The sequence below is a fragment of the Phytopseudomonas daroniae genome (genome assembly GCF_004327285.1).
Taxonomy (GTDB): domain Bacteria; phylum Pseudomonadota; class Gammaproteobacteria; order Pseudomonadales; family Pseudomonadaceae; genus Aquipseudomonas; species Aquipseudomonas daroniae.
Genome location: NZ_QJUI01000003.1, coordinates 157,713 through 178,817, shown reverse-complemented (window position 1 = coordinate 178,817; position 21,105 = coordinate 157,713). Strand labels below are relative to the sequence as shown.

Here is a 21,105-nt window from a genome sequence, read left to right as displayed (position 1 = left end):
GGCGTTAGCCCGGATCAGACACCCGAAGCCTTGGCAGCTGCAACGTCCTTGATCGACAGTTTGATGCGACCGCGGTTGTCGACGTCCAGTACCAGCACTTCGACTTCCTGACCTTCCTTGAGGATGTCGGTGACCTTCTCGACGCGCGCATCGCTGAGCATGGAGATGTGCACCAGACCGTCCTTGCCCGGCAGGATGTTGACGAAGGCACCGAAGTCTACGATGCGTTCGACCTTGCCGACGTAGATCTTGCCGATCTCGGCTTCCGCGGTGATGCTCAGCACGCGCTGACGCGCAGCTTCTGCAGCATCCTTGGTCTCGCCGAAGATCTTGATCGAGCCGTCGTCTTCGATATCGATCGAAGCCTTGGTCTCTTCGCAAATGGCACGGATGGTGGCGCCGCCTTTACCGATGACGTCACGAATCTTGTCCTGGTCGATCTTCATGGCGATCATGGTCGGTGCGTTGGCCGACAGCTCGCTACGGGATTGAGCAATGACCTGATTCATCTGGCCGAGGATATTCAGGCGCGCTTCCAGGGCCTGGCCCAGAGCGATTTCCATGATTTCTTCGGTGATGCCCTGGATCTTGATGTCCATCTGCAGCGCGGTGACGCCATTGGCGGTACCGGCTACTTTGAAGTCCATGTCGCCCAGGTGATCTTCGTCACCGAGGATATCGGTCAGAACGGCGAATTTCTCGCCTTCCTTGACCAGGCCCATGGCGATACCGGCTACCGGCGCCTTCATCGGTACACCAGCGTCCATCAGTGCCAGGGAAGCACCGCAAACGGAAGCCATGGAACTGGAACCGTTGGACTCGGTGATTTCCGAAACCACGCGGATGGTGTACGGGAACACGTCAGCGGCCGGCAGCATGGCCTGCACCGAACGACGAGCCAGACGACCGTGACCGATTTCGCGACGGCCAGTGGCGCCCATGCGACCACACTCGCCCACCGAGTACGGCGGGAAGTTGTAGTGCAGCATGAAGGGGTCTTTACGCTCGCCTTCGAGGGTGTCCAGCAGTTGCGCGTCACGGGCAGTACCGAGGGTGGCAACGACCAGCGCCTGGGTTTCGCCACGGGTGAACAGTGCCGAACCGTGAGTCTTGTCCAGTACACCGACTTCGATGTTCAGGCCACGCACGGTACGGGTGTCACGGCCATCGATACGCGGCTTGCCGTTGACGATGTTCTCGCGCACGGTGCGGTATTCGATTTCGCCGAAGGCGTCTTTGACTTCAGCAGCGGAAGGCTGACCTTCTTCGCCGGAAAACTTGGCGACGATCTGCTCACGCAGCTCACCCAGGCGCGCGTAGCGATCCTGCTTGATGATGATGGTGTAAGCCTGGGAAATAGCCTCACCGAATTCGCTGCGAATGGCAGACAGCAGTGCAGTGTTTTCCGCTTTCGGCTGCCAGTCCCAGGTCGGCTTGGCGGCTTCGGCAGCCAGCTCGGTAACGGCCTGGATAACAGCCTGGAATTCGTCATGGGCGAACAGCACGGCGCCCAGCATCTGGTCTTCGGTCAGCTCTTTGGCTTCCGATTCGACCATCAGCACGGCGTCCTTGGTACCGGCTACGACCATGTCCAGGCTGGAGGCCTTGAGTTGCTCGTAGTTCGGGTTCAGCAGATAGCCGGTTTCCGGGTGGAAGGCCACACGGGCGGCACCGATCGGGCCGTTGAACGGAATGCCGGAGATCGCCAGGGCAGCCGAGGTACCGATCATCGCAGCGATGTCCGGATCGGTTTTCTTGCTGGTGGAAACCACGGTGCAGATGACCTGCACTTCGTTCTGGAAGCCTTCCGGGAACAGCGGACGGATCGGACGATCGATCAAACGCGAAGTCAGGGTCTCTTTCTCGCTTGGGCGCGCTTCACGCTTGAAGAAACCGCCAGGGATCTTGCCCGCTGCGTAGGTCTTTTCCTGGTAGTGCACCGACAGGGGGAAGAAGCCCTTGCTCGGATCGGCGCTCTTGGCACCGGTGACAGCGACCAGCACGCTGACATCGTTGTCGACGGTGACCAGCACTGCGCCGGAGGCTTGACGGGCGATACGGCCAGTCTCGAGGGTGACGGTCGACTGACCGAACTGAAATTTCTTGATTACCGGGTTCACGGTGTTTTCCTTCTCTCTGTTGCCTTTGGGGGAAACGGTTTCTTGCGAATTCGTGGGCAGTGGCTTCGGGGATCGGCCCGGCGCTGTCCAAAATGGGTGAAGCATCCAACGGTTCAAGCATCAAAACGGGTGAAGCATAAACGCAAAAGCTGGAAGCGAGGCGAGCTCACTTCCAGCTTTTGCGGTCAACGGCGCATAAGCATTGCTTAGCGACGCAGACCCAGGCGACCGATCAGGGCGCTGTAACGGCTGGTGTCTTTACCCTTCAGGTAATCCAGCAGCTTACGACGCTGGTTGACCATGCGGATCAGGCCACGACGCGAGTGGTGGTCTTTGCCGTTGGCCTTGAAGTGGCCTTGCAGCTTGTTGATGTTGGCGGACAGCAGAGCAACCTGGACTTCCGGGCTACCGGTATCGCCTTCGGCTTGCTTGTAGTCGTTAACGATCTGAGCTTTTTCTTCAACGCTGAGTGCCATGTGGGCATCCTCTCATCTGGAGATCGTCGCGAACGACGGTCTCAATAGGCCGGGAATCGCTTCCCGTGTTTTAAAAGGAGGAATGACCGTGCCTATTGACAGCCACCCTCGATACGAGCCGCCGGAGCGGCTCGCCACGGTCATGCAGACCGAATCAGTCGACGCGGCGCAATGCGCCCGTCTTCGCTCACTTCACCGATACCGATGAAGCGACCATTGTGATCTTGCACCCGCACCATGCCGAACTTCGGCGCATCCGACGCACGGACGGGCTGCCCTTGCAGCCAATAGAACGAGCTGTGCTCCGAGAAGCTCAGCAGCGGCCAATGTTCCAGACCACTGTCCACGGGCTGCAGAAAACGATCTACCGCCTCGTTGCCGCCTTCGGCGTGCACGCGCTCGAGCTCTTCGAGGCTGACCGTCTGTACCAGCCCGAACGGCCCGGCCTTGACTCGACGCAGCTCGGCGACGTGAGCACCGCAACCCAGCAACTGGCCGATATCCTCGACCAGGGTACGAATATAGGTGCCTTTGCTGCAATCGACTGCCAGGCTCGCCTTGTCGGCGCTGCAGTCGAGCAACTCCAGACGCGCAATAGTAACAGAACGCGCCTCGCGCTCCACTACTTCTCCTGCCCGGGCCAGCTTGTACAGCGGCTGGCCGTCGCGCTTGAGTGCCGAGTACATCGGCGGGATCTGGCTGATGTCACCGCGAAAACGCGGTAACAGCGCTTCGATATCGGCAGCCGCAACCTTCACCTCACGACGCTCGAGCACCTCACCCTCGGCATCGGCCGTGGTGGTGGTGACACCAAGCTGCATGACCGTTTCGTAGCCCTTGTCGGCATCGAGCAGGTACTGGGAAAACTTGGTCGCCTCACCGAAGCACAACGGCAATACGCCAGTGGCCAACGGGTCGAGGCTGCCGGTGTGCCCGGCTTTCTCGGCATTGAGCAGCCAGCGCACCTTCTGCAGCGCAGCGTTGGAGCTGAAGCCCTTGGGCTTGTCGAGCAGGATGATGCCGTCGACCTTGCGACGAATACGCTTTACCTGAGCCACGTACTTACTCCTTGGCTTCGGTATCGGTGTCGCCGTGCTTGCTGTCCTCGCTCACCGCACGCTCGATGAGCGCCGACAGCTGAGCACCGCGAATCACGCTCTCATCATAGTGAAAACGCAGGTTCGGCACGCTGCGCAGCTTCATCGCCTTGCCCAACTGCATGCGCAGGAAGCCGCTGGCGTCATTGAGCACCCTGAGGCCTTGCACGACAGGGTCGACGCCCTCTTCCGGCTCGGCGCCCATGATGGTGACGAACACCTTGGCATGGCTGGCGTCGCGGCTGACATCGACCGCCGTGACGGTCACCAGGCCACCCAGGCGCGGGTCTTTGACTTCGGTGCGAATCAGCTGCGCCAATTCGCGTTGAATCTGGTCGCCGATACGCTGGGCACGGCTATAGTCTTTTGCCATCTCTGCTACCTTCCACTCGTCGCGATGCCTGAAAAAGCATCGGACTCAAAAGCGGCAAACGCCCGGCCGCGCGAATGCGGGGCCGGGCGCTGCGTGTTGCGACTCGCGATTACAGGCTGCGAGCCACCTGGACTTTCTCGAACACTTCGATCTTGTCGCCGACCTTGACGTCGTTGTAGCTCTTCACGCCGATACCGCACTCCATGCCGTTACGCACTTCGGCCATGTCGTCCTTGAAGCGACGCAGCGACTCCAGCTCGCCTTCGAAGATCACCACGTCGTCGCGCAGCACGCGGATCGGACGGTTACGGTGCACGGTACCTTCGACCACCATGCAACCGGCGACCGCGCCAAACTTCGGCGAACGGAACACGTCACGTACTTCGGCGATGCCGAGGATGTTCTCGCGAACGTCGCTGCCGAGCATACCGGTGAGCGCCTTCTTGACGTCCTCGATGATGTCGTAGATGACGTTGTAGTAACGCATGTCCAGACCTTCCTGCTCGACGATCTTGCGAGCGCCCGCATCGGCACGCACGTTGAAGCCGAACAGTACAGCGTTGGAAGCCAGTGCCAGGTTGGCATCGGATTCGGTGATACCACCCACCCCGCCACCGACGACGCGCACTTGCACTTCATCGTTACCCAGACTGCTGAGCGAGCCCTGCAGAGCCTCCAGAGAACCACGGACGTCGGATTTGAGGACGATGTTGAGCGTCTTCTTCTCTTCCTGCCCCATGTTCTCGAAGATGTTCTCCAGCTTACCTGCATGAGCACGCGCCAGTTTCACTTCGCGGAACTTGCCCTGACGGAACAGTGCAACTTCACGCGCCTTCTTCTCGTCGGCGACGACAGTCATGTCATCACCGGCTTCCGGCGTACCATCAAGACCGAGGATCTCGACCGGAATGGCCGGGCCTGCTTCCTTGATCGACTTGCCGTTCTCGTCGAGCATGGCGCGAATGCGGCCGTAGTTCGAACCGACCAGCACCATGTCGCCCTGACGCAACGTACCGTCCTGAACCAGTACGGTAGCAACCGGACCACGCCCCTTGTCCAGACGGGACTCGACCACCACACCACGGCCAGGGGCCGACGGGGTTGCCTTGAGTTCCAGAACTTCGGCTTGCAGCAGAACGGCTTCGAGCAGTTCGTCCACACCGGTACCGACCTTGGCCGAGACAGGCACGAACGGCGTGTCACCGCCCCACTCTTCCGACGTCACGCCGTGCACCGACAGTTCGCTACGGATGCGATCGAGGTCAGCACCTGGCTTGTCGATCTTGTTTACGGCAACCACCAGCGGCACGCCAGCAGCGACGGCATGCTGGACAGCTTCGATGGTCTGCGGCATCACGCCGTCGTCCGCCGCAACCACCAGAATCACGATGTCGGTAGCCTTGGCACCACGGGCGCGCATCGCGGTGAACGCGGCGTGACCCGGGGTATCGAGGAAGGTGACCATGCCGCGCTCGGTTTCCACGTGGTAGGCACCGATGTGCTGGGTGATACCACCCGCTTCACCGGAAGCCACCTTGGCACGACGGATATAGTCGAGCAGCGATGTCTTACCATGGTCGACGTGACCCATGACGGTCACCACTGGCGCACGGGAGAACGTCTCGCCTTCGAACTTCAGGGATTCGGCAAGAGAATCTTCCAGTGCCGTATCACTGACCAGGGTCACTTTGTGGCCCAGCTCTTCAGCAACCAGTTGGGCAGTTTCCTGATCCAATACCTGATTGATGGTCGCCGGCGTGCCCAGCTTGAACATGAACTTGATGATTTCAGCAGCCTTGACCGACATCTGCTGGGCGAGATCGCCCACGGTGATGGTCTCGCCGATCTTCACTTCGCGCACGATAGGGCCAGTCGGGCTCTGGAAACCGTGGACGTTGCGTTTCTTCAATTTGCCCTTGCCACGACCACCACGACGGAAGCTATCGCTTTCTTCGTCTGTGGTACGCGGGGCCACGCGCGGAGCAGGCGCCTTCTCTTTGACAGTCGGGCGGTGCTGAGTGGTCTTGCGATCACCACCACGGCGATCGGCGTCGTCGTTACGGGCCTTGTCCGGGCGACGCGGCTCGTCCTTCTTGCGCTCATCGACAGCAGGAGCTGCGACAGGGGCAATAGTCGGTGCCGGTGCAGCGGCTTCGACCACAGGAGCCTGCTCGGCGGCTGGCGAAGAAGTCTGACGCTTGGCCTCTTCTTCGGCCTTGCGCTTGGCTTCTTCCTCGGCCTTCAGGCGAACGGCTTCCGCGGCGGCGCGCTGCTCTTCGAGCGCACGCTGCTTCTCGGCTTCGATTTCTTCGTTGCTGCGCTCGACGAAGGTCTTCTTCTTGCGCACTTCAACGCTGATGGTCTTGCTGCCAGCGACCCGCAGGGTGCTGGTGGTCTTGCGCTGCAAGGTAATCTTGCGCGGCGCGTCGGCTTTCTTCTCGCCGTGGCTGCTCTTCAGATGAGCAAGCAGGGCCTGCTTCTCGTTATCGGTGACAACTTGCTCGGCACTGCTGTGCGGCAAACCCGCCTCTCGCATCTGCTGCAGCAGGCGCTCTACCGGTGTGTCGACCACTTGGGCCAGTTCTTTCACCGTGACTTGCGTCATGCACTTCTCTCCTCAGGCCGTAAAACTTACTCGAACCAGTGGGCTCGGGCGGCCATGATCAGCTTGCCGGCACGCTCTTCGTCGATGCCGTCGATGTCGAGCAGGTCGTCAATAGACTGCTCGGCCAGGTCTTCGCGGGTAACCACACCGCGCACTGCCAGTTCCTGCGCCAGGCCTTTGTCCATACCCTCGAGTTCGAGGAGGTCTTCGGCCGGCTGGGCGTCTGCCAGCTTTTCTTCTGTGGCGATGGCTTTGGTCAGCAAACGATCCTTCGCTCGCGAGCGCAGTTCGTTGACGATTTCTTCGTCGAAACCATCGATGCTGAGCATCTCTTCCATCGGCACGTAAGCGATTTCTTCCAGGCTGGTGAAGCCCTCTTCGACCAGCACCTGGGCCAGTTCTTCGTCGACTTCCAGCTCGTCGATGAAGCCCTGCAGGATGTCGCCGGTCTCTGCCTGCTGCTTGGCTTGGATGTCCGCTTCGGTCATCACGTTCAGCGTCCAGCCGGTCAGTTGGCTGGCCAGGCGAACGTTCTGGCCACCACGGCCAATCGCTTGAGCCAGGTTGTCCTCGCCAACGGCGATGTCCATGGCATGAGCGTCTTCGTCAACGATGATCGCCGCGACTTCAGCCGGCGACATGGCGTTGATGACGAACTGCGCCGGGTTGTCGTCCCACAGCACGATGTCCACACGCTCACCGACCAGCTCACCGGAAACCGCTTGCACGCGCGAACCGCGCATACCGATGCAGGCGCCCTGCGGGTCAATACGCTTGTCCTTGGAACGCACTGCAATCTTGGCCCGCGAGCCCGGATCACGAGAAGCGGCCTTGACCTCGATGAGGCCTTCGGCGATTTCCGGCACTTCGATGCGGAACAGCTCGATCAGCATTTCCGGCGCGGTACGCGACAGGATCAGCTGAGGGCCGCGGTTCTCGGTGCGGATTTCCTTGAGCAGCGCACGCAAGCGCACGCCAACCCGGAAGGTTTCACGCGGAATGATGTCTTCGCGAGCCAGCAACGCTTCAGCGTTGGCACCCAGATCGACGATGACATTGTCACGGGTCACCTTCTTCACGGTGCCGGCGATGATCTCGCCAAGGCGCTCGCGATAGGCTTCGACGACCTGAGCACGCTCGGCCTCGCGCACTTTCTGCACGATGACCTGCTTGGCGGTCTGGGCAGCAATGCGGCCAAACTCGATGGAATCGATTTTTTCTTCGAGTACATCACCGACCTTGGCATTCGCCTCGACAGCACGCGGCATGTCGGTGGTCACCTGATGTGCCGGATCTTCGAAGTGCTCTTCATCGACCACAGTCCAGCAACGGAAGGTCTCATAGCTACCGCTCTGGCGATTGATCGCCACGCGCAGCTCGACTTCGTCTTCAAAACGTTTCTTGGTCGCCGTGGCCAGGGCCAACTCGAGCGCCTCGAAAATCACAGCGGCCGGCACACCCTTTTCATTGGATACCGACTCAACAACCAGCAGTACTTCTTTGCTCATCGTACGCCTCGCCTTTCGCAATCCATTGGGATCCACGCATTCCGCGAATCCCGCGGGATCCGTGTCTCAATCAAACCGGGGGATAATGTTGGCCTTGTCGATCAGATCGATCGGCAAAAGGAACTCGTGGTCATCCACCTGCACCACCACGTCTTCCTCCTCCACACCGCGGAGCAGACCCTGAAAGTTGCGGCGCCCTTCGAACGGCGAGCGCAACTTGATTTTTACCTGCTCGCCGGCGTGACTGGCGAACTGCGCCAACGTGAACAGCGGTCGATCCATGCCCGGCGAGGACACCTCGAGGGTGTACTCCGCCGCAATTGGATCCTCGACATCGAGAACACCGCTGATCTGCCGACTGACCTTCTCGCAATCGTCGATGAGAACGCCATCGGCATGATCGATGTAGATACGTAGCAGCGAATGCCGCCCCTGAGACAGGAACTCGATACCCCAGCACTCGTAGCCAAGCGCCTCGACTACCGGGGCCACCAAGGCCTGCAACTGTTCTAGCTTGCTCGACACCCGAACCCCTCGCGCATGCTGTGCAAATGAAAAATGGGCGAAACGCCCATCCATAAAACCGTCCGTGCGACGGCAAATCTGTCCACCAGCTAGCAAAAAGCCCCTTGAAAGGGGCTCCGCTACTACTGGTTGCGGGGGCTGGATTTGAACCAACGACCTTCGGGTTATGAGCCCGACGAGCTACCGGACTGCTCCACCCCGCTTCAAAACTGGGAGCGGATTATACGACCGAACCACTCTGTGGGTCAACCAACCCCCAGAAACAGAAAAGCCCGCATGCAGCGGGCTCTCCTGTTCAATTGGTACCGAGAAGGGGACTCGAACCCCTACAGCCTATGGCCACTACCACCTCAAGGTAGCGTGTCTACCAATTCCACCACCTCGGCAAATTTAACGTTTACTGCTCTTCGGGAGTTTGAGGTACGTCTTGCTCACCCGAAGTTGGCGCCTGCTGCTGCTCAAGCACCGGTACATCTTCCGCTGCAGGTTTGCTTTCCCGCGGCACTTCCATCACTGCCGGATCAGGCAAACCAGCCTGGCCTAGCGTATCAGCCTTTTGATTAGCAAAGAACGCTAACCCCAAGCTGGTAATGAAAAAAGCGGTGGCGAGTATAGCAGTAACTCGGCTCAGAAAGGTAGTAGTTCCCTGACTACCGAAAACGGTATTCGAAGCACCAGCACCAAACGAAGCACCTGCATCGGCACCCTTACCCTGCTGCAGCAGAACCAGCACAACCACACCGATCGCGCCCAGCAGATGAAGAACCACAACGACTGTTTCCAGCATATTCTTAGCTTCCTGCAGCGCGACAGATCGCGCCGAACTCATCCGCATTCAGAGAGGCTCCACCCACAAGCCCCCCATCGATATCAGGCATGCCGAAAAGCTCGGCTGCATTGGCGGCCTTGACACTGCCGCCATAAAGAATTCTCAAAGCACCTGCTACATCTGCATCTTTGCGCGCGACACGAGCACGAATCGCCGCATGCACATCCTGAGCCTGCTCGGGTGATGCCGTCAGACCGGTACCAATGGCCCAGACTGGCTCGTACGCCACCACAGCGCGCGAAAGCGCCGCAACACCCAGCGCATCGATCACGCTATCAAGCTGACGCTCGACGACCGCAAGCGTCTCACCCGCCTCGCGCTGCTCGAGGGTCTCCCCCACACACAGCACCGGAACGAGCCCGCCGACCTGGGCCGCTGCGAACTTGCGCACGACCTGCTCCTCACTATCACCCAGAATCAGGCGACGCTCGGAATGACCAACCAACACGAGCCTGCAACCGGCATCGCGCAATTGCTCGCCCGACACCTCGCCAGTCAACGCCCCCTGCCCCGGCTCTACTGCACAGTTTTGCGCGCCTATCGACACAGCAATACCACTCAGCCCCTCGACAACCTGACCGAGATGAACACTGACAGGGAACACAGCGACCTCGACATCGACAGGCAACGCCTGTCGATTCAGACCTTCGATCAGCTCTGCGACACTGGCGCGGGTACCGTGCATTTTCCAGTTACCAGCAACCATTGGGCGGCGCATGCTTTACCTCGTTGGTCAAAGAGGGCGCAGATGTTACCCAACAGCTTGTGGACTGGCAAGCCGAATCAGACACAGACTCGAGAGACAACCTCAGCCAATTCATTGGCATAGGCCCGCACCTGGACTTCGTCCTCACCCTCGACCATGACTCGCACCAGCGGCTCGGTACCGGACTTGCGCAACAGCACTCGCCCACGCCCGGCCATACGTGCGGTCACGCTATCGCTGGCAGCCCGAACTTCTGGATGCTCGAGCGGATCGACACCACCGCCGAAACGCACATTGACCAGCACCTGCGGACACTTGTGCAAGCCCTGACGCGCTTCGGCCAGGCCCTGCTCGCGACGACGAATGGCGAGCAGAACCTGCAGCGCTGCGACAATGGCATCACCCGTGGTGACATGTTGAAAGCACACCAGATGCCCCGAATTCTCGCCACCCAACTGCCAACCGCGCCCCAGGAGCTCGGCAATCACATAACGATCACCAACGTTGGCGCGCACGAAGGGAATCTGCAGCTCGTCGAGGGCAAGCTCAAGACCAAGGTTGCTCATCAAGGTACCGACAACCCCGCCCTGCAGCTTGCCGCGGGCATGCAGATCACGGGCAATGATAAACAGCAGCTCGTCACCATCCACCACCGCACCAGTGTGATCGACCATCAACACCCGGTCGGCATCACCGTCGAAGGCGATCCCCAGATCCGCCTGGCGCGCCACCACTTCAGCCTGCAGGTTTTCGATGTGAGTCGAACCGCAACCCGCATTGATGTTCAGCCCGTCAGGCTGGGCCGAGAGCACCGAAACCTCGGCACCCAACTCCTGGAAAACAGCCGGAGCCACCTTGTAGGCCGCTCCATGGGCGCAATCGAGGACGATTTTCAGGCCGGCGAAATCGGTACTGCTCGGCACGCTGCTCTTGCAGAATTCGATGTAGCGACCCGCCGCATCGTTGATCCGCGAGACCTTGCCCAACTGCTCGGATTCGACCACGGTCATCGGCGTATCGAGCAACTCTTCGATCATCAACTCGACGTCGTCCGGCAGCTTGGTGCCCTGGCCGGAGAAGAACTTGATGCCATTGTCATGGTGAGGGTTGTGCGAAGCGCTGATGACGATGCCCGCCTCGGCATGAAAGGTACGCGTCAGATAGGCGATAGCCGGTGTCGGCATCGGCCCCAGCAGCATGACGTCCGCGCCCGCGGCCGACAGGCCCGCCTCCAGCGCCGATTCGAACATGTAGCCGGAAATACGCGTGTCCTTGCCGATCAGAATCCGGCACTTGCCCTGCTTGCGAAAGGCCATGCCGGCAGCCCAGCCGAGCTTGAGCATGAAATCCGGGGTAATGGGGTAGTGACCGACGCGCCCACGAATACCGTCGGTGCCAAAATACTTGCGACTCAAAACGACAACTCCCTTTTTCTGATTACTGCGCCGCTTCGACTGCGGCGACCATGCGCACCACGTCGACGGTTTCCGCCACATCGTGAACGCGCAGAATGCTTGCGCCCTTGGCAACGGCCAGGGCCGCCAGGGCCAGACTGCCATACAGACGCTGATCGACCTCACGCCCCAGCACCGCACCAATCATACTCTTGCGCGAAACACCGACCAGAAGCGGAAGACCGAAGGCATGCAGGGCCGGCATGCGCCGGAACAGGCTGAGATTATGTTCCAGGGTCTTGGCAAAGCCGAACCCCGGGTCGAGCACCACACGCTCCGCCGGGATACCTGCCTGCTCGCAGGCAGACAGACGTTCACGCAGGAAGTCCTCCACCGCGATCAATACATCATCGTATTGCGGGCTTTGCTGCATGGTTGTGGGCTCGCCGCGCATATGCATCAGGCAAATCGGCAAGCCTGCTTCGGCAGCCGCCTGTAGCGCGCCGTCGCGCTGCAACGAACGCACGTCGTTGATCAGCCCGGCGCCCAACCTTGCCGATTCACGCATGACTTCCGGGGTCGAGGTGTCCACGGAGATGATCACGTCCAGCTCTGCGGCTATGGCTTCCACCATGGGCGCTACGCGGGCAAGTTCATGTTCCACGGAAACCGCCTGGGCGCCAGGACGCGTGGACTCCCCGCCGATATCGATCAGGGTAGCCCCCGCCCGCACCATGCGTTCGGCATGGCGCAGCGCCGCATCACGCATGGCAAAGCGGCCCCCATCGGAAAAGGAGTCAGGCGTGACATTGAGAATCCCCATTACCTGGGGACGGGTCAAATCAAGAAACCGGCTGCCACAAGGCAGCCGGTTCCGGGGTATTGCAAGCGACATGAGTGACCTTACAACTCGGCGGCAGGCCCGCCGATAGGTTTCTCGGGACGATCGGCCTCGTCGGATTTGGCTGCCGGCTTGCCGGCATCGCTGCCGCCGCCAGTCCAATCACGCGGCTCACGCGGCGTGCGACCACTCATGATGTCGTCGATCTGATCGGCATCGATGGTCTCGTACTTCATCAGTGCTTCGGCCATGGCATCGAGCTTGTCGCGGTTCTCCTCGAGCAAACGCTTGGCTGTGTCGTAGCAGTGATCGATGATGCTACGCACTTCCAGGTCGATCAGTTTGGCAGTCTCGCCAGAGATATTGCTGCTCTGACCACCACCACCTCGACCCAGGAAGACCTCACCCTCTTCTTCTGCATACATCAGCGGGCCGAGCTTCTCGGAAAGGCCCCACTTGGTGACCATGTTCCGGGCGATCTGGCTGGCACGCATGATGTCGTTGGAAGCGCCCGTGGTGACACCGTCGAAGCCCAGGGTCATTTCCTCGGCGATACGGCCGCCGTACAGCGAGCAGATCTGGCTGATCAGCGCACGCTTGGACAGGCTGTAGCGATCTTCTTCCGGCAGGAACATGGTTACGCCCAGGGCACGGCCGCGGGGAATGATCGATACCTTGTAGACCGGGTCATGCTCAGGCACCAGGCGCCCGACGATGGCGTGGCCTGCCTCGTGGAATGCGGTATTGAGCTTTTCCTTGTCCGACATGACCATGGTCTTGCGCTCGGCGCCCATCATGATCTTGTCTTTGGCCAGTTCGAACTCCTTCATCTCCACCACACGCTTACCGGAGCGAGCGGCGAACAGCGACGCCTCGTTGACCAGGTTGGCCAGGTCGGCACCGGAGAAACCAGGCGTGCCGCGGGCGATGACCGCAGCCTTGACGTCTTCGCCCATCGGCACTTTGCGCATGTGCACGTTGAGGATCTGCTCACGACCACGAATATCCGGCAGACCGACCACGACCTGACGGTCGAAACGGCCCGGGCGCAGCAGCGCAGGATCGAGCACGTCCGGACGGTTGGTCGCCGCGATGACGATGATGCCATCGTTCACTTCGAAGCCGTCCATCTCGACCAGCAACTGGTTGAGGGTCTGCTCGCGCTCGTCGTGACCACCACCCATGCCGGCGCCACGGTGGCGACCGACGGCGTCGATCTCGTCGATGAAGATGATGCAAGGCGCATGTTTCTTGGCCTGCTCGAACATGTCACGCACGCGGGACGCGCCGACACCGACGAACATTTCCACGAAGTCGGAACCGGAAATGGTGAAGAAAGGTACTTTCGCCTCACCGGCAACGGCTTTGGCCAGCAGGGTCTTACCAGTACCCGGCGAGCCGACCATCAGCACACCGCGAGGGATACGGCCACCGAGGCGCTGGAACTTGCCCGGGTCGCGCAGGAATTCGACGAGCTCGCTGACTTCTTCCTTGGCCTCGTCACAACCGGCGACGTCAGCGAAAGTGGTCTTGACCTGGTCTTCCGAGAGCAGCCGCGCCTTGCTCTTGCCAAAGCTCATCGGCCCGCCCTTGCCGCCGGCACCGCCCTGCATCTGGCGCATGAAGAACATGAACACGGCGATGATCACCAGGATCGGGAAGCTGGCGACCAGCAGTTGAGTCCAGATGCTCTGCTGCTCAGGTTGCTTGCCGACGATCTCGACATTGTTGTCCATCAGATCCTTGATCAGGCCATTGTCCTGGATCGCCGGGCGCACGGTCTCGAACGACGAGCCGTCGGAACGCATGCCGCTGATGATGTAGCCATCGACGGTAACGCGCTTGACCCCACCATCCTGAACCTGCTGGATGAACTCCGAGTAGTTGAGCTTGTTGGTCTCGCTCGGACTGGAGAAATTGTTCATCACCGTAACCAGGACGGCGGCGATGATCAGCCACAGGATCAGATTCTTTGCCATGTCGTTCAATTAGCTACCCTCTGAAGCAGGCCTCTTGTCGAAGCGTGCTTCGCATGACGACCAGTTATATACCGATCTAACTTACTACAAACGCCCGCTCGTGGCTGACACCGTCTGTAACCCTTTATGAGACATCCGCCCGTAACGATGCGCGCATCGGCTTGGACTGACAACCAAGCCTTTGGTTTTACTCTTCGCGCTGGCCCTTGAATCCGCGCGCCAACATGTACTGCTCGCGGGAGCGACCGCGCGACGACAGCGGCTTGCGCATCTGCACCTTCTCGAACAGACCGCGCACCTGCTTGTGGTACTCATCGAAACCTTCGCCCTGGAAGATCTTGATCAAGAAATCACCACCAGGACGCAATACCCGAGTAGCCAGATCCAGCGCCAGCTCGCACAGATACATGGCACGAGGCTGATCCGACTCCCTTACTCCACTCATATTGGGGGCCATATCGGAAATCACAAGGTCTACCGGATGATTGTCGATGGCCTCGAGGATGCGCGCGAACACCGTATCTTCGGTGAAGTCACCCTGAATGAAGGTCACGTCGGGAATGCTGTCCATTTCCAGGATGTCCGAGGCGATCAATCGGCCCTTGTCACCGATGACCCGGCTGGTGACCTGAGACCAGCCACCTGGTGCGGCACCGAGATCGACCACGGTGATGCCGGGACGCAGGATGCGATCCTTCTCCTGAACCTCCAGCAGCTTGTAACTGGCACGTGAACGGTAGCCGTCCCTTTGCGCCATTTTGACGTACGGATCGTCGAAATGCTCTTTCAGCCAACGCAGGCTGGTCTTGGAACGGGCCACACAACACCTCGGAAGAACAAAATGAATAACTGGGCGGTCTTCAAGCGGCTCGGTTAAAATAGCCCGCTTTCCCCAGATTAAGACGCAGGGTTCAGATTATGCCGCTCACTCAAGAGCAGAAGAAACAGTTCAAATCTATCGGCCACCACCTGAAACCGGTATTGATCGTTGCCGATAACGGTGTTACCGAAGGCGTATTGGCAGAGCTGGAGCGCGCCCTGAACGATCACGAACTGATCAAGATTCAGTTGCGCATCACCGAACGTGAAGACCGCCTGGCGGTGATCGACGAGCTGTGCAAGGCCAGCAAGGCCGACCTGGCGCAGGTGATCGGTAAAATGGCGCTGCTGTATCGCAAGAACCCCAAGGCCAATCGCAACCTGTCCAACATCAGCCGCTTTCAGGGCTGAGCCGGTGGATCAGCCGACCGTCGGGTCGGCTGCCACGGATTTGCGAGGCACGGGCTGCAGCACCAACAGCAGACCGAAAAATGCCAGCAGCAGGTAACTGAAGAGTTGCCAGCGCACGGCATCTGGCCATAGCGCGAGCGAAACCAGCAAGCCAGAGGCAATCGCCAGCACCGCGAGCAGCAACTGCCCGCGGCGCTCGCCCCAGAGTGCCGACAAGCGGCGCTGCCTGACCAACAAGCCAGCCTGCATCAGCACGCAGACCAGGGTGATGAACACCATCTGCGGCATCAATACGCCAGCTATTTCTTCGATCAGCAGCGATGCCAGCCCTACGCTGTACAGTCCCGGCAGCACCATGAAGTGCAGTATCCAGATGCCGCCCACCCAGAGGGTTTGCAGCAGCATCCAGAAACCTGCGGCCATGTCGGGCGTTACCGCCGGATCAGATGTGGCGAACTTCGACAATCTCGTACTCGATCAGACCGCTTGGGGTGTTCACCGCGACCACGTCGCCCTCTTCCTTGCCGATCAGGGCACGGGCGATGGGCGAACCGACGGAAATCTTGCCCTGTTTGATATCGGCTTCGTCTTCGCCGACGATCCGATAGGACACGCTTTCATCGGTCTCGACGTTGGCGATTTCCACCGTGGTACCGAAGATCACCTTGCCGGTATGGGCGATGGTGGTGACATCGATCACCACCGCGTTCTGCAGGCGCCCTTCGATATCGCGCACACGCGCCTCGACCATGCCCTGCTGTTCACGGGCGGCGTGGTATTCGGCGTTCTCTTTCAGGTCACCCAGCTCGCGCGCTTCGCCGATATCCTGACTGAGCTTGGGCCGAACCACCTTGGTCAGGTGGGCCAGTTCTTCCTCGAGGGCGCGAGCGCCCTCGATGGTCATGGGGTATTTATTCATGCCTTGATTCCTGCGTGCAGATCCTGCAGACGGCGCACGGTCTTCTCTGGACCGAACTTCAGCGCCTCGCAGATCGCCTGACCAGCCGCGATGGTGGTGGTGCAGTAGATCTTGTGCTGCAGAGCGTTACGACGAATGGAGTAGGAGTCAGCGATGGACTGACGACCTTCGGTAGTGTTGATGATCAGGGTGACTTCGTCATTCTTGATCATGTCGACCACATGCGGACGCCCCTCGGTCACCTTGTTTACGCGACGCACCGGCAGACCGGCAGCCTCGATCACTTTGGCGGTTCCGGCGGTAGCAACCACATCGAAACCCAGGCTAACCAGATCACGCGCCACCTGAACGGCCTCTGGCTTGTCGTCCTCACGAACACTGATGAATGCGACACCAGCATTGGGCAGAATCTCGCTGGCACCCAACTGCGCCTTGGCGAACGCCTCACCGAAGCTGTCACCGACGCCCATCACTTCACCGGTGGACTTCATTTCCGGGCCAAGGATCGGGTCGACACCCGGGAACTTGTTGAACGGGAACACCGCTTCCTTGACGCTGAAGAACGGCGGGATGATTTCCTGGGTGAAGCCCACTTCGGCCAGGCTCTTGCCGGCCATCACGCGGGCCGCGATCTTGGCCAGCGACTCGCCGATGCACTTGGACACGAACGGTACGGTACGCGAGGCACGCGGGTTGACCTCGATCACGTAGATGTCCTCGCCCTGCACGGCCATCTGCACGTTCATCAGCCCGACCACACCGAGCTCCAGAGCCATTTTCTTGACCTGGTCGCGGATCTCGTCCTGGATGTGGGCCGGCAGCGAGTACGGCGGCAGCGAGCAGGCGGAGTCACCGGAGTGCACGCCAGCCTGTTCGATGTGCTGCATGATGGCGCCGATGACCACGGTCTCGCCGTCGCACACGGCATCCACGTCCACTTCGATGGCGCAGTTGAGGAAGCGATCGAGCAGCACCGGGCTGTCGTTGGACACCTTCACCGCTTCGCGCATGTAACGCTTGAGTTCTTCTTCCTGGTAGACGATTTCCATCGCCCGACCGCCCAGTACGTAGGACGGGCGCACCACCATCGGGTAACCAATGTTCTTGGACAGCGCCAGGGCTTCCTCTTCACTACGCGCGGTGGCGTTGGCCGGCTGACGCAGGCCGAGGCGCTGCACCATCTGCTGGAAGCGCTCGCGGTCTTCGGCACGGTCGATGGCGTCCGGGCTGGTGCCGATGATCGGTACACCGGCTTCTTCCAGAGCGCGGCACAGCTTCAGAGGGGTCTGCCCGCCGTACTGCACGATCACGCCCTTCGGCTGTTCTACGCGAACGATTTCCAGCACGTCTTCCAGGGTCACCGGTTCGAAATACAGGCGATCGGAGGTGTCGTAGTCGGTGGAAACGGTTTCCGGGTTGCAGTTGACCATGATGGTCTCGTAACCGTCTTCACGCATGGCCAGCGCCGCGTGCACGCAGCAGTAGTCGAACTCGATACCCTGGCCGATGCGGTTCGGGCCGCCCCCGAGGATCATGATCTTGTCGCGACCGCTCGGATTGGCCTCGCACTCTTCCTCGTAGGTCGAGTACATGTAGGCGGTATCGGTGGCGAACTCGGCGGCGCAGGTGTCCACGCGCTTGTACACCGGCAACACCTTGAGCTTGTGGCGATGGTTGCGCAGGTTCTTCTCGGTGACACCGAGCAGTTCGGCCAGGCGCGCATCGGAGAAACCCTTGCGCTTGAGTTTGTACATGACATCGCGGTCGATGCTGGACAGGCCGAGGGTCTTCACTCGCTCCTCGTCCTTGATCAGATCCTCGATCTGCACCAGGAACCACTCGTCGATGCGCGTCAGCTCGAACACTTCATCGACCGTCTTGCCGGCACGGAAGGCGTCGCCCACATACCAGATACGATCCGCGCCCGGCACGATCAGTTCGCGCTTGAGTGTGCTTTCAGCCTCGGGGTCAGTCGGATCCAGCTTCGGATCGAAGCCGGACACGCCAACTTCCAGACCACGCAGCGCTTTCTGCAGGGATTCCTGGAAAGTACGGCCGATGGCCATGACCTCACCGACGGACTTCATCTGGGTGGTCAGACGAGCGTCTGCCTTGGGGAATTTCTCGAAGGCGAAACGTGGGATCTTGGTGACCACGTAATCGATCGCCGGCTCGAACGATGCCGGAGTGCGGCCGCCGGTGATGTCGTTGGACAGCTCGTCGAGGGTGTAGCCGACAGCCAGCTTGGCGGCGATCTTGGCGATCGGGAAACCGGTAGCCTTGGAAGCCAGGGCCGAGGAACGCGACACGCGCGGGTTCATCTCGATGACCACCATACGGCCGGTGTTCGGACAGATGCCGAACTGCACGTTGGAGCCGCCGGTTTCCACGCCGATCTCACGCAGCACCGCCAGGGAGGCGTTACGCAGTATCTGGTATTCCTTGTCGGTCAGGGTCTGGGCCGGTGCGACGGTGATCGAGTCACCGGTGTGCACGCCCATCGGGTCGAAGTTCTCGATGGCGCAGACGATGATGCAGTTGTCCTTCTTGTCACGGACCACCTCCATCTCGTATTCCTTCCAGCCGATCAGCGATTCGTCGATCAGCAGTTCGTTGGTCGGCGACAGATCCAGACCACGGGTGCAGATTTCCTCGAACTCTTCGCGGTTGTAGGCGATGCCACCACCAGTGCCACCCATGGTGAAGGACGGACGGATGATGCACGGGAAACCGACCTTCTCCAGGACGCCGTAGGCTTCTTCCATGCTGTGGGCGATACCCGAAACCGGGCAGGCCAGGCCGATGTCCTTCATGGCCTTGTCGAAACGCGAACGGTCTTCGGCCTTGTCGATGGTGTCGGCGTTGGCGCCGATCATTTCGACGCCGAATTTTTCCAGCACGCCATGGCGCTCGAGATCCAGGGCACAGTTCAGTGCGGTCTGGCCACCCATGGTCGGCAGCAGGGCGTCAGGACGCTCCTTCTCGATGATCTTGGCCACGGTGGCCCATTTGATCGGTTCGATGTAGGTGGCGTCGGCCATGGCCGGGTCGGTCATGATGGTGGCCGGGTTGGAGTTCACCAGGATGACGCGGAAACCTTCCTCGCGTAGGGCCTTGCAGGCCTGGGCGCCGGAGTAGTCGAACTCGCAGGCCTGGCCGATGACGATGGGGCCGGCGCCGAGGATCAGGATACTTTTGATGTCTGTACGTTTTGGCATGTTGTTTACTCGAATCCTTGGGTCAGTCGGCGTGGCTTAGCGGCGTTTGGCCATGGCTTCGATGAAGCGGTCGAACAGCGGAGCGACATCGTTCGGGCCCGGGCTGGCCTCGGGGTGCCCCTGGAAGCTGAAGGCGTCCTTGTCGGTACGCTCGATGCCCTGCAGGGTGCCGTCGAACAGCGACTTGTGGATCGCGCGCAGATTGCTCGGCAGGGTCGCCTCGTCGACGGCGAATCCGTGGTTCTGGCTGGTAATCATCACCACGCCGGTATCCAGATCCTGAACCGGATGGTTGGCACCGTGGTGGCCAGTCCCCATCTTCACGGTCTTGGCGCCGGAGGCCAGAGCCAGCAACTGGTGGCCTAGGCAGATGCCGAATACCGGGATGTCGGTTTCCAGCACGTCCTTGATCGCCTGGATCGCGTAATCGCAAGGCTCGGGGTCGCCAGGGCCATTGGACAGGAATACGCCATCGGGGTTGAGCGCCAGCACATCCTTGGCCGGAGTCTGCGCCGGCACCACGGTCAGGCGGCAGCCACGCGCGACCAGCATGCGCAGGATGTTCAGCTTGACGCCATAATCGTAGGCGACCACGTGGTAAGGCAGCTCGCTGGCGGCGATCTCGGGATGGCTGTCATCCTTCAGATCCCACACGCTGGAACGCCACTCATAGCGCTCGGTGCAGCTGACTTCCTTGGCCAGATCCATGCCCTTGAGGCCCGGGAAGCCACGCGCCAGTTCGAGGGCTTTTTCCTCGGTGGCGTCAGCACCGACCAGGATGCAGCCGTTCTGCGAACCTTTCTCGCGCAGAATGCGAGTCAGGCGGCGGGTATCGATACCGGCGATGGCGACTGTGCCGTTTTCCTTGAGGTAATCCTGCAAGGACTGCTTGTTGCGCCAGTTGCTGGCGGTCAGCGGCAAGTCACGGATGATCAGGCCGGCAGCCCAGACGCGATTCGACTCGGCGTCCTCTGGGGTGGTGCCGGTATTACCGATATGCGGATACGTCAGGGTGACGATCTGCTGGGCATAGGAAGGATCGGTGAGAATTTCCTGATAGCCGGTCATGGCGGTGTTGAACACCACCTCTCCGATAGTCTGGCCATCGGCCCCGATGGCCTCGCCGCGAAAAATGCTGCCGTCAGCAAGGGCGAGTATGGCTGGCTTACTCAAGAAGACCTCCCGTAGATCGTGGAGCGAACGCAGATTGTAAAAAAGCGGGATGACGTGTGAAGGTCATCCCGCTTTTTTGATTGATTCATTCTGCGCAACTTTTAGTGGACAC

Annotated in this window: 18 protein-coding genes and 2 tRNA genes; 1 reads left to right on the top strand and 19 read right to left on the bottom strand. The window is 60.4% G+C overall.

From position 1 onward, the window contains the following. Positions 1–14: 14 nt before the first annotated feature. The 15 genes from pnp to rlmE all read right to left on the bottom strand — a co-directional run bounded on the left by pnp (position 15) and on the right by rlmE (position 15,273). Positions 15–2,120, bottom strand: coding sequence for a polyribonucleotide nucleotidyltransferase (pnp, locus tag DNK06_RS04410; RefSeq protein ID WP_131178821.1), 2,106 nt, complete (start codon positions 2,118–2,120; stop codon positions 15–17). A 206-nt stretch (positions 2,121–2,326) separates the two neighbouring features. Beyond that, positions 2,327–2,596, bottom strand: a complete 270-nt coding sequence (gene rpsO / locus DNK06_RS04405) for a 30S ribosomal protein S15 (protein WP_042554902.1) — start codon at positions 2,594–2,596, stop codon at positions 2,327–2,329. A 140-nt stretch (positions 2,597–2,736) separates the two neighbouring features. Beyond that, positions 2,737–3,654, bottom strand: coding sequence for a tRNA pseudouridine(55) synthase TruB (gene truB / locus DNK06_RS04400; RefSeq protein ID WP_131178820.1), 918 nt, complete (start codon positions 3,652–3,654; stop codon positions 2,737–2,739). Between the two features lie 4 nt (positions 3,655–3,658). Next, complete coding sequence (gene rbfA, locus DNK06_RS04395) at positions 3,659–4,066, bottom strand: 30S ribosome-binding factor RbfA (RefSeq protein ID WP_131178819.1); 408 nt, start codon at positions 4,064–4,066, stop codon at positions 3,659–3,661. Positions 4,067–4,175: 109 nt separating this feature from the next. After that, on the bottom strand, positions 4,176–6,671 hold the full coding sequence (infB, locus tag DNK06_RS04390) for a translation initiation factor IF-2 (RefSeq protein ID WP_131178818.1): 2,496 nt from the start codon (positions 6,669–6,671) through the stop codon (positions 4,176–4,178). 26 nt (positions 6,672–6,697) lie between these two features. Further along, the gene (gene nusA / locus DNK06_RS04385; protein WP_131178817.1) at positions 6,698–8,179 is read right to left on the bottom strand and encodes a transcription termination factor NusA; all 1,482 of its coding nucleotides are present in this window, start codon (positions 8,177–8,179) and stop codon (positions 6,698–6,700) included. A gap of 66 nt (positions 8,180–8,245) precedes the next feature. Further along, positions 8,246–8,704, bottom strand: a complete 459-nt coding sequence (rimP, locus tag DNK06_RS04380) for a ribosome maturation factor RimP (RefSeq protein ID WP_131178963.1) — start codon at positions 8,702–8,704, stop codon at positions 8,246–8,248. Positions 8,705–8,830: 126 nt separating this feature from the next. Beyond that, positions 8,831–8,907, bottom strand: a tRNA-Met gene (locus tag DNK06_RS04375). A 97-nt stretch (positions 8,908–9,004) separates the two neighbouring features. After that, positions 9,005–9,090: transfer RNA gene (locus DNK06_RS04370), tRNA-Leu, on the bottom strand. A gap of 11 nt (positions 9,091–9,101) precedes the next feature. Continuing rightward, a complete protein-coding gene (gene secG, locus DNK06_RS04365; protein WP_131178816.1) occupies positions 9,102–9,491 on the bottom strand; it encodes a preprotein translocase subunit SecG in 390 nt (129 codons plus the stop codon). A 4-nt stretch (positions 9,492–9,495) separates the two neighbouring features. Beyond that, positions 9,496–10,251, bottom strand: coding sequence for a triose-phosphate isomerase (gene tpiA, locus DNK06_RS04360; RefSeq protein ID WP_131178815.1), 756 nt, complete (start codon positions 10,249–10,251; stop codon positions 9,496–9,498). Between the two features lie 65 nt (positions 10,252–10,316). Then, positions 10,317–11,654, bottom strand: coding sequence for a phosphoglucosamine mutase (glmM, locus tag DNK06_RS04355; RefSeq protein ID WP_131178814.1), 1,338 nt, complete (start codon positions 11,652–11,654; stop codon positions 10,317–10,319). Positions 11,655–11,676: 22 nt separating this feature from the next. Beyond that, positions 11,677–12,528 (bottom strand): dihydropteroate synthase, encoded by an 852-nt coding sequence (folP, locus tag DNK06_RS04350; protein ID WP_131178813.1) that lies wholly within the window; start codon positions 12,526–12,528, stop codon positions 11,677–11,679. 8 nt (positions 12,529–12,536) lie between these two features. Continuing rightward, on the bottom strand, positions 12,537–14,453 hold the full coding sequence (gene ftsH / locus DNK06_RS04345) for an ATP-dependent zinc metalloprotease FtsH (protein WP_131178812.1): 1,917 nt from the start codon (positions 14,451–14,453) through the stop codon (positions 12,537–12,539). A 187-nt stretch (positions 14,454–14,640) separates the two neighbouring features. Continuing rightward, positions 14,641–15,273, bottom strand: coding sequence for a 23S rRNA (uridine(2552)-2'-O)-methyltransferase RlmE (rlmE, locus tag DNK06_RS04340; RefSeq protein WP_131178811.1), 633 nt, complete (start codon positions 15,271–15,273; stop codon positions 14,641–14,643). Positions 15,274–15,371: 98 nt separating this feature from the next. On the opposite strand from rlmE, the gene yhbY reads away from it, so the two are divergent. Further along, positions 15,372–15,683: a ribosome assembly RNA-binding protein YhbY gene (gene yhbY / locus DNK06_RS04335; RefSeq protein ID WP_131178810.1), complete on the top strand. Its 312-nt coding sequence runs from the start codon at positions 15,372–15,374 to the stop codon at positions 15,681–15,683. Positions 15,684–15,692: 9 nt separating this feature from the next. Here the strand turns inward: yhbY and DNK06_RS04330 are convergent, their stop codons facing one another. The 4 genes from DNK06_RS04330 to carA are packed head-to-tail and all read right to left on the bottom strand — an operon-like array spanning position 15,693 to position 20,993. After that, on the bottom strand, positions 15,693–16,148 hold the full coding sequence (locus tag DNK06_RS04330) for a DUF4149 domain-containing protein (RefSeq protein ID WP_317621890.1): 456 nt from the start codon (positions 16,146–16,148) through the stop codon (positions 15,693–15,695). Continuing rightward, positions 16,126–16,602, bottom strand: a complete 477-nt coding sequence (gene greA, locus DNK06_RS04325) for a transcription elongation factor GreA (protein WP_131178809.1) — start codon at positions 16,600–16,602, stop codon at positions 16,126–16,128. The genes DNK06_RS04330 and greA overlap by 23 nt, the downstream gene beginning before the upstream one ends. Then, a complete protein-coding gene (gene carB, locus DNK06_RS04320) occupies positions 16,599–19,820 on the bottom strand; it encodes a carbamoyl-phosphate synthase large subunit (protein WP_131178808.1) in 3,222 nt (1,073 codons plus the stop codon). Before carB ends, greA begins: the two co-directional genes overlap by 4 nt. A 36-nt stretch (positions 19,821–19,856) precedes the next feature. Then, on the bottom strand, positions 19,857–20,993 hold the full coding sequence (gene carA, locus DNK06_RS04315; RefSeq protein WP_131178807.1) for a glutamine-hydrolyzing carbamoyl-phosphate synthase small subunit: 1,137 nt from the start codon (positions 20,991–20,993) through the stop codon (positions 19,857–19,859). Positions 20,994–21,105 lie beyond the last annotated feature (112 nt).

Excerpts from the sequence above, each read along its gene's own strand:
- carB (WP_131178808.1), bottom strand. The coding sequence starts at position 19,820 with ATGCCAAAACGTACAGACATCAAAAGTATCCTGATCCTCGGCGCCGGC.
- yhbY (WP_131178810.1), top strand. The coding sequence starts at position 15,372 with ATGCCGCTCACTCAAGAGCAGAAGAAACAGTTCAAATCTATCGGCCAC.
- ftsH (WP_131178812.1), bottom strand. The coding sequence starts at position 14,453 with ATGGCAAAGAATCTGATCCTGTGGCTGATCATCGCCGCCGTCCTGGTT.
- folP (WP_131178813.1), bottom strand. The coding sequence starts at position 12,528 with ATGTCGCTTGCAATACCCCGGAACCGGCTGCCTTGTGGCAGCCGGTTT.
- tpiA (WP_131178815.1), bottom strand. The coding sequence starts at position 10,251 with ATGCGCCGCCCAATGGTTGCTGGTAACTGGAAAATGCACGGTACCCGC.
- infB (WP_131178818.1), bottom strand. The coding sequence starts at position 6,671 with ATGACGCAAGTCACGGTGAAAGAACTGGCCCAAGTGGTCGACACACCG.
- greA (WP_131178809.1), bottom strand. The coding sequence starts at position 16,602 with ATGAATAAATACCCCATGACCATCGAGGGCGCTCGCGCCCTCGAGGAA.
- secG (WP_131178816.1), bottom strand. The coding sequence starts at position 9,491 with ATGCTGGAAACAGTCGTTGTGGTTCTTCATCTGCTGGGCGCGATCGGT.
- rpsO (WP_042554902.1), bottom strand. The coding sequence starts at position 2,596 with ATGGCACTCAGCGTTGAAGAAAAAGCTCAGATCGTTAACGACTACAAG.
- rbfA (WP_131178819.1), bottom strand. The coding sequence starts at position 4,066 with ATGGCAAAAGACTATAGCCGTGCCCAGCGTATCGGCGACCAGATTCAA.
- nusA (WP_131178817.1), bottom strand. The coding sequence starts at position 8,179 with ATGAGCAAAGAAGTACTGCTGGTTGTTGAGTCGGTATCCAATGAAAAG.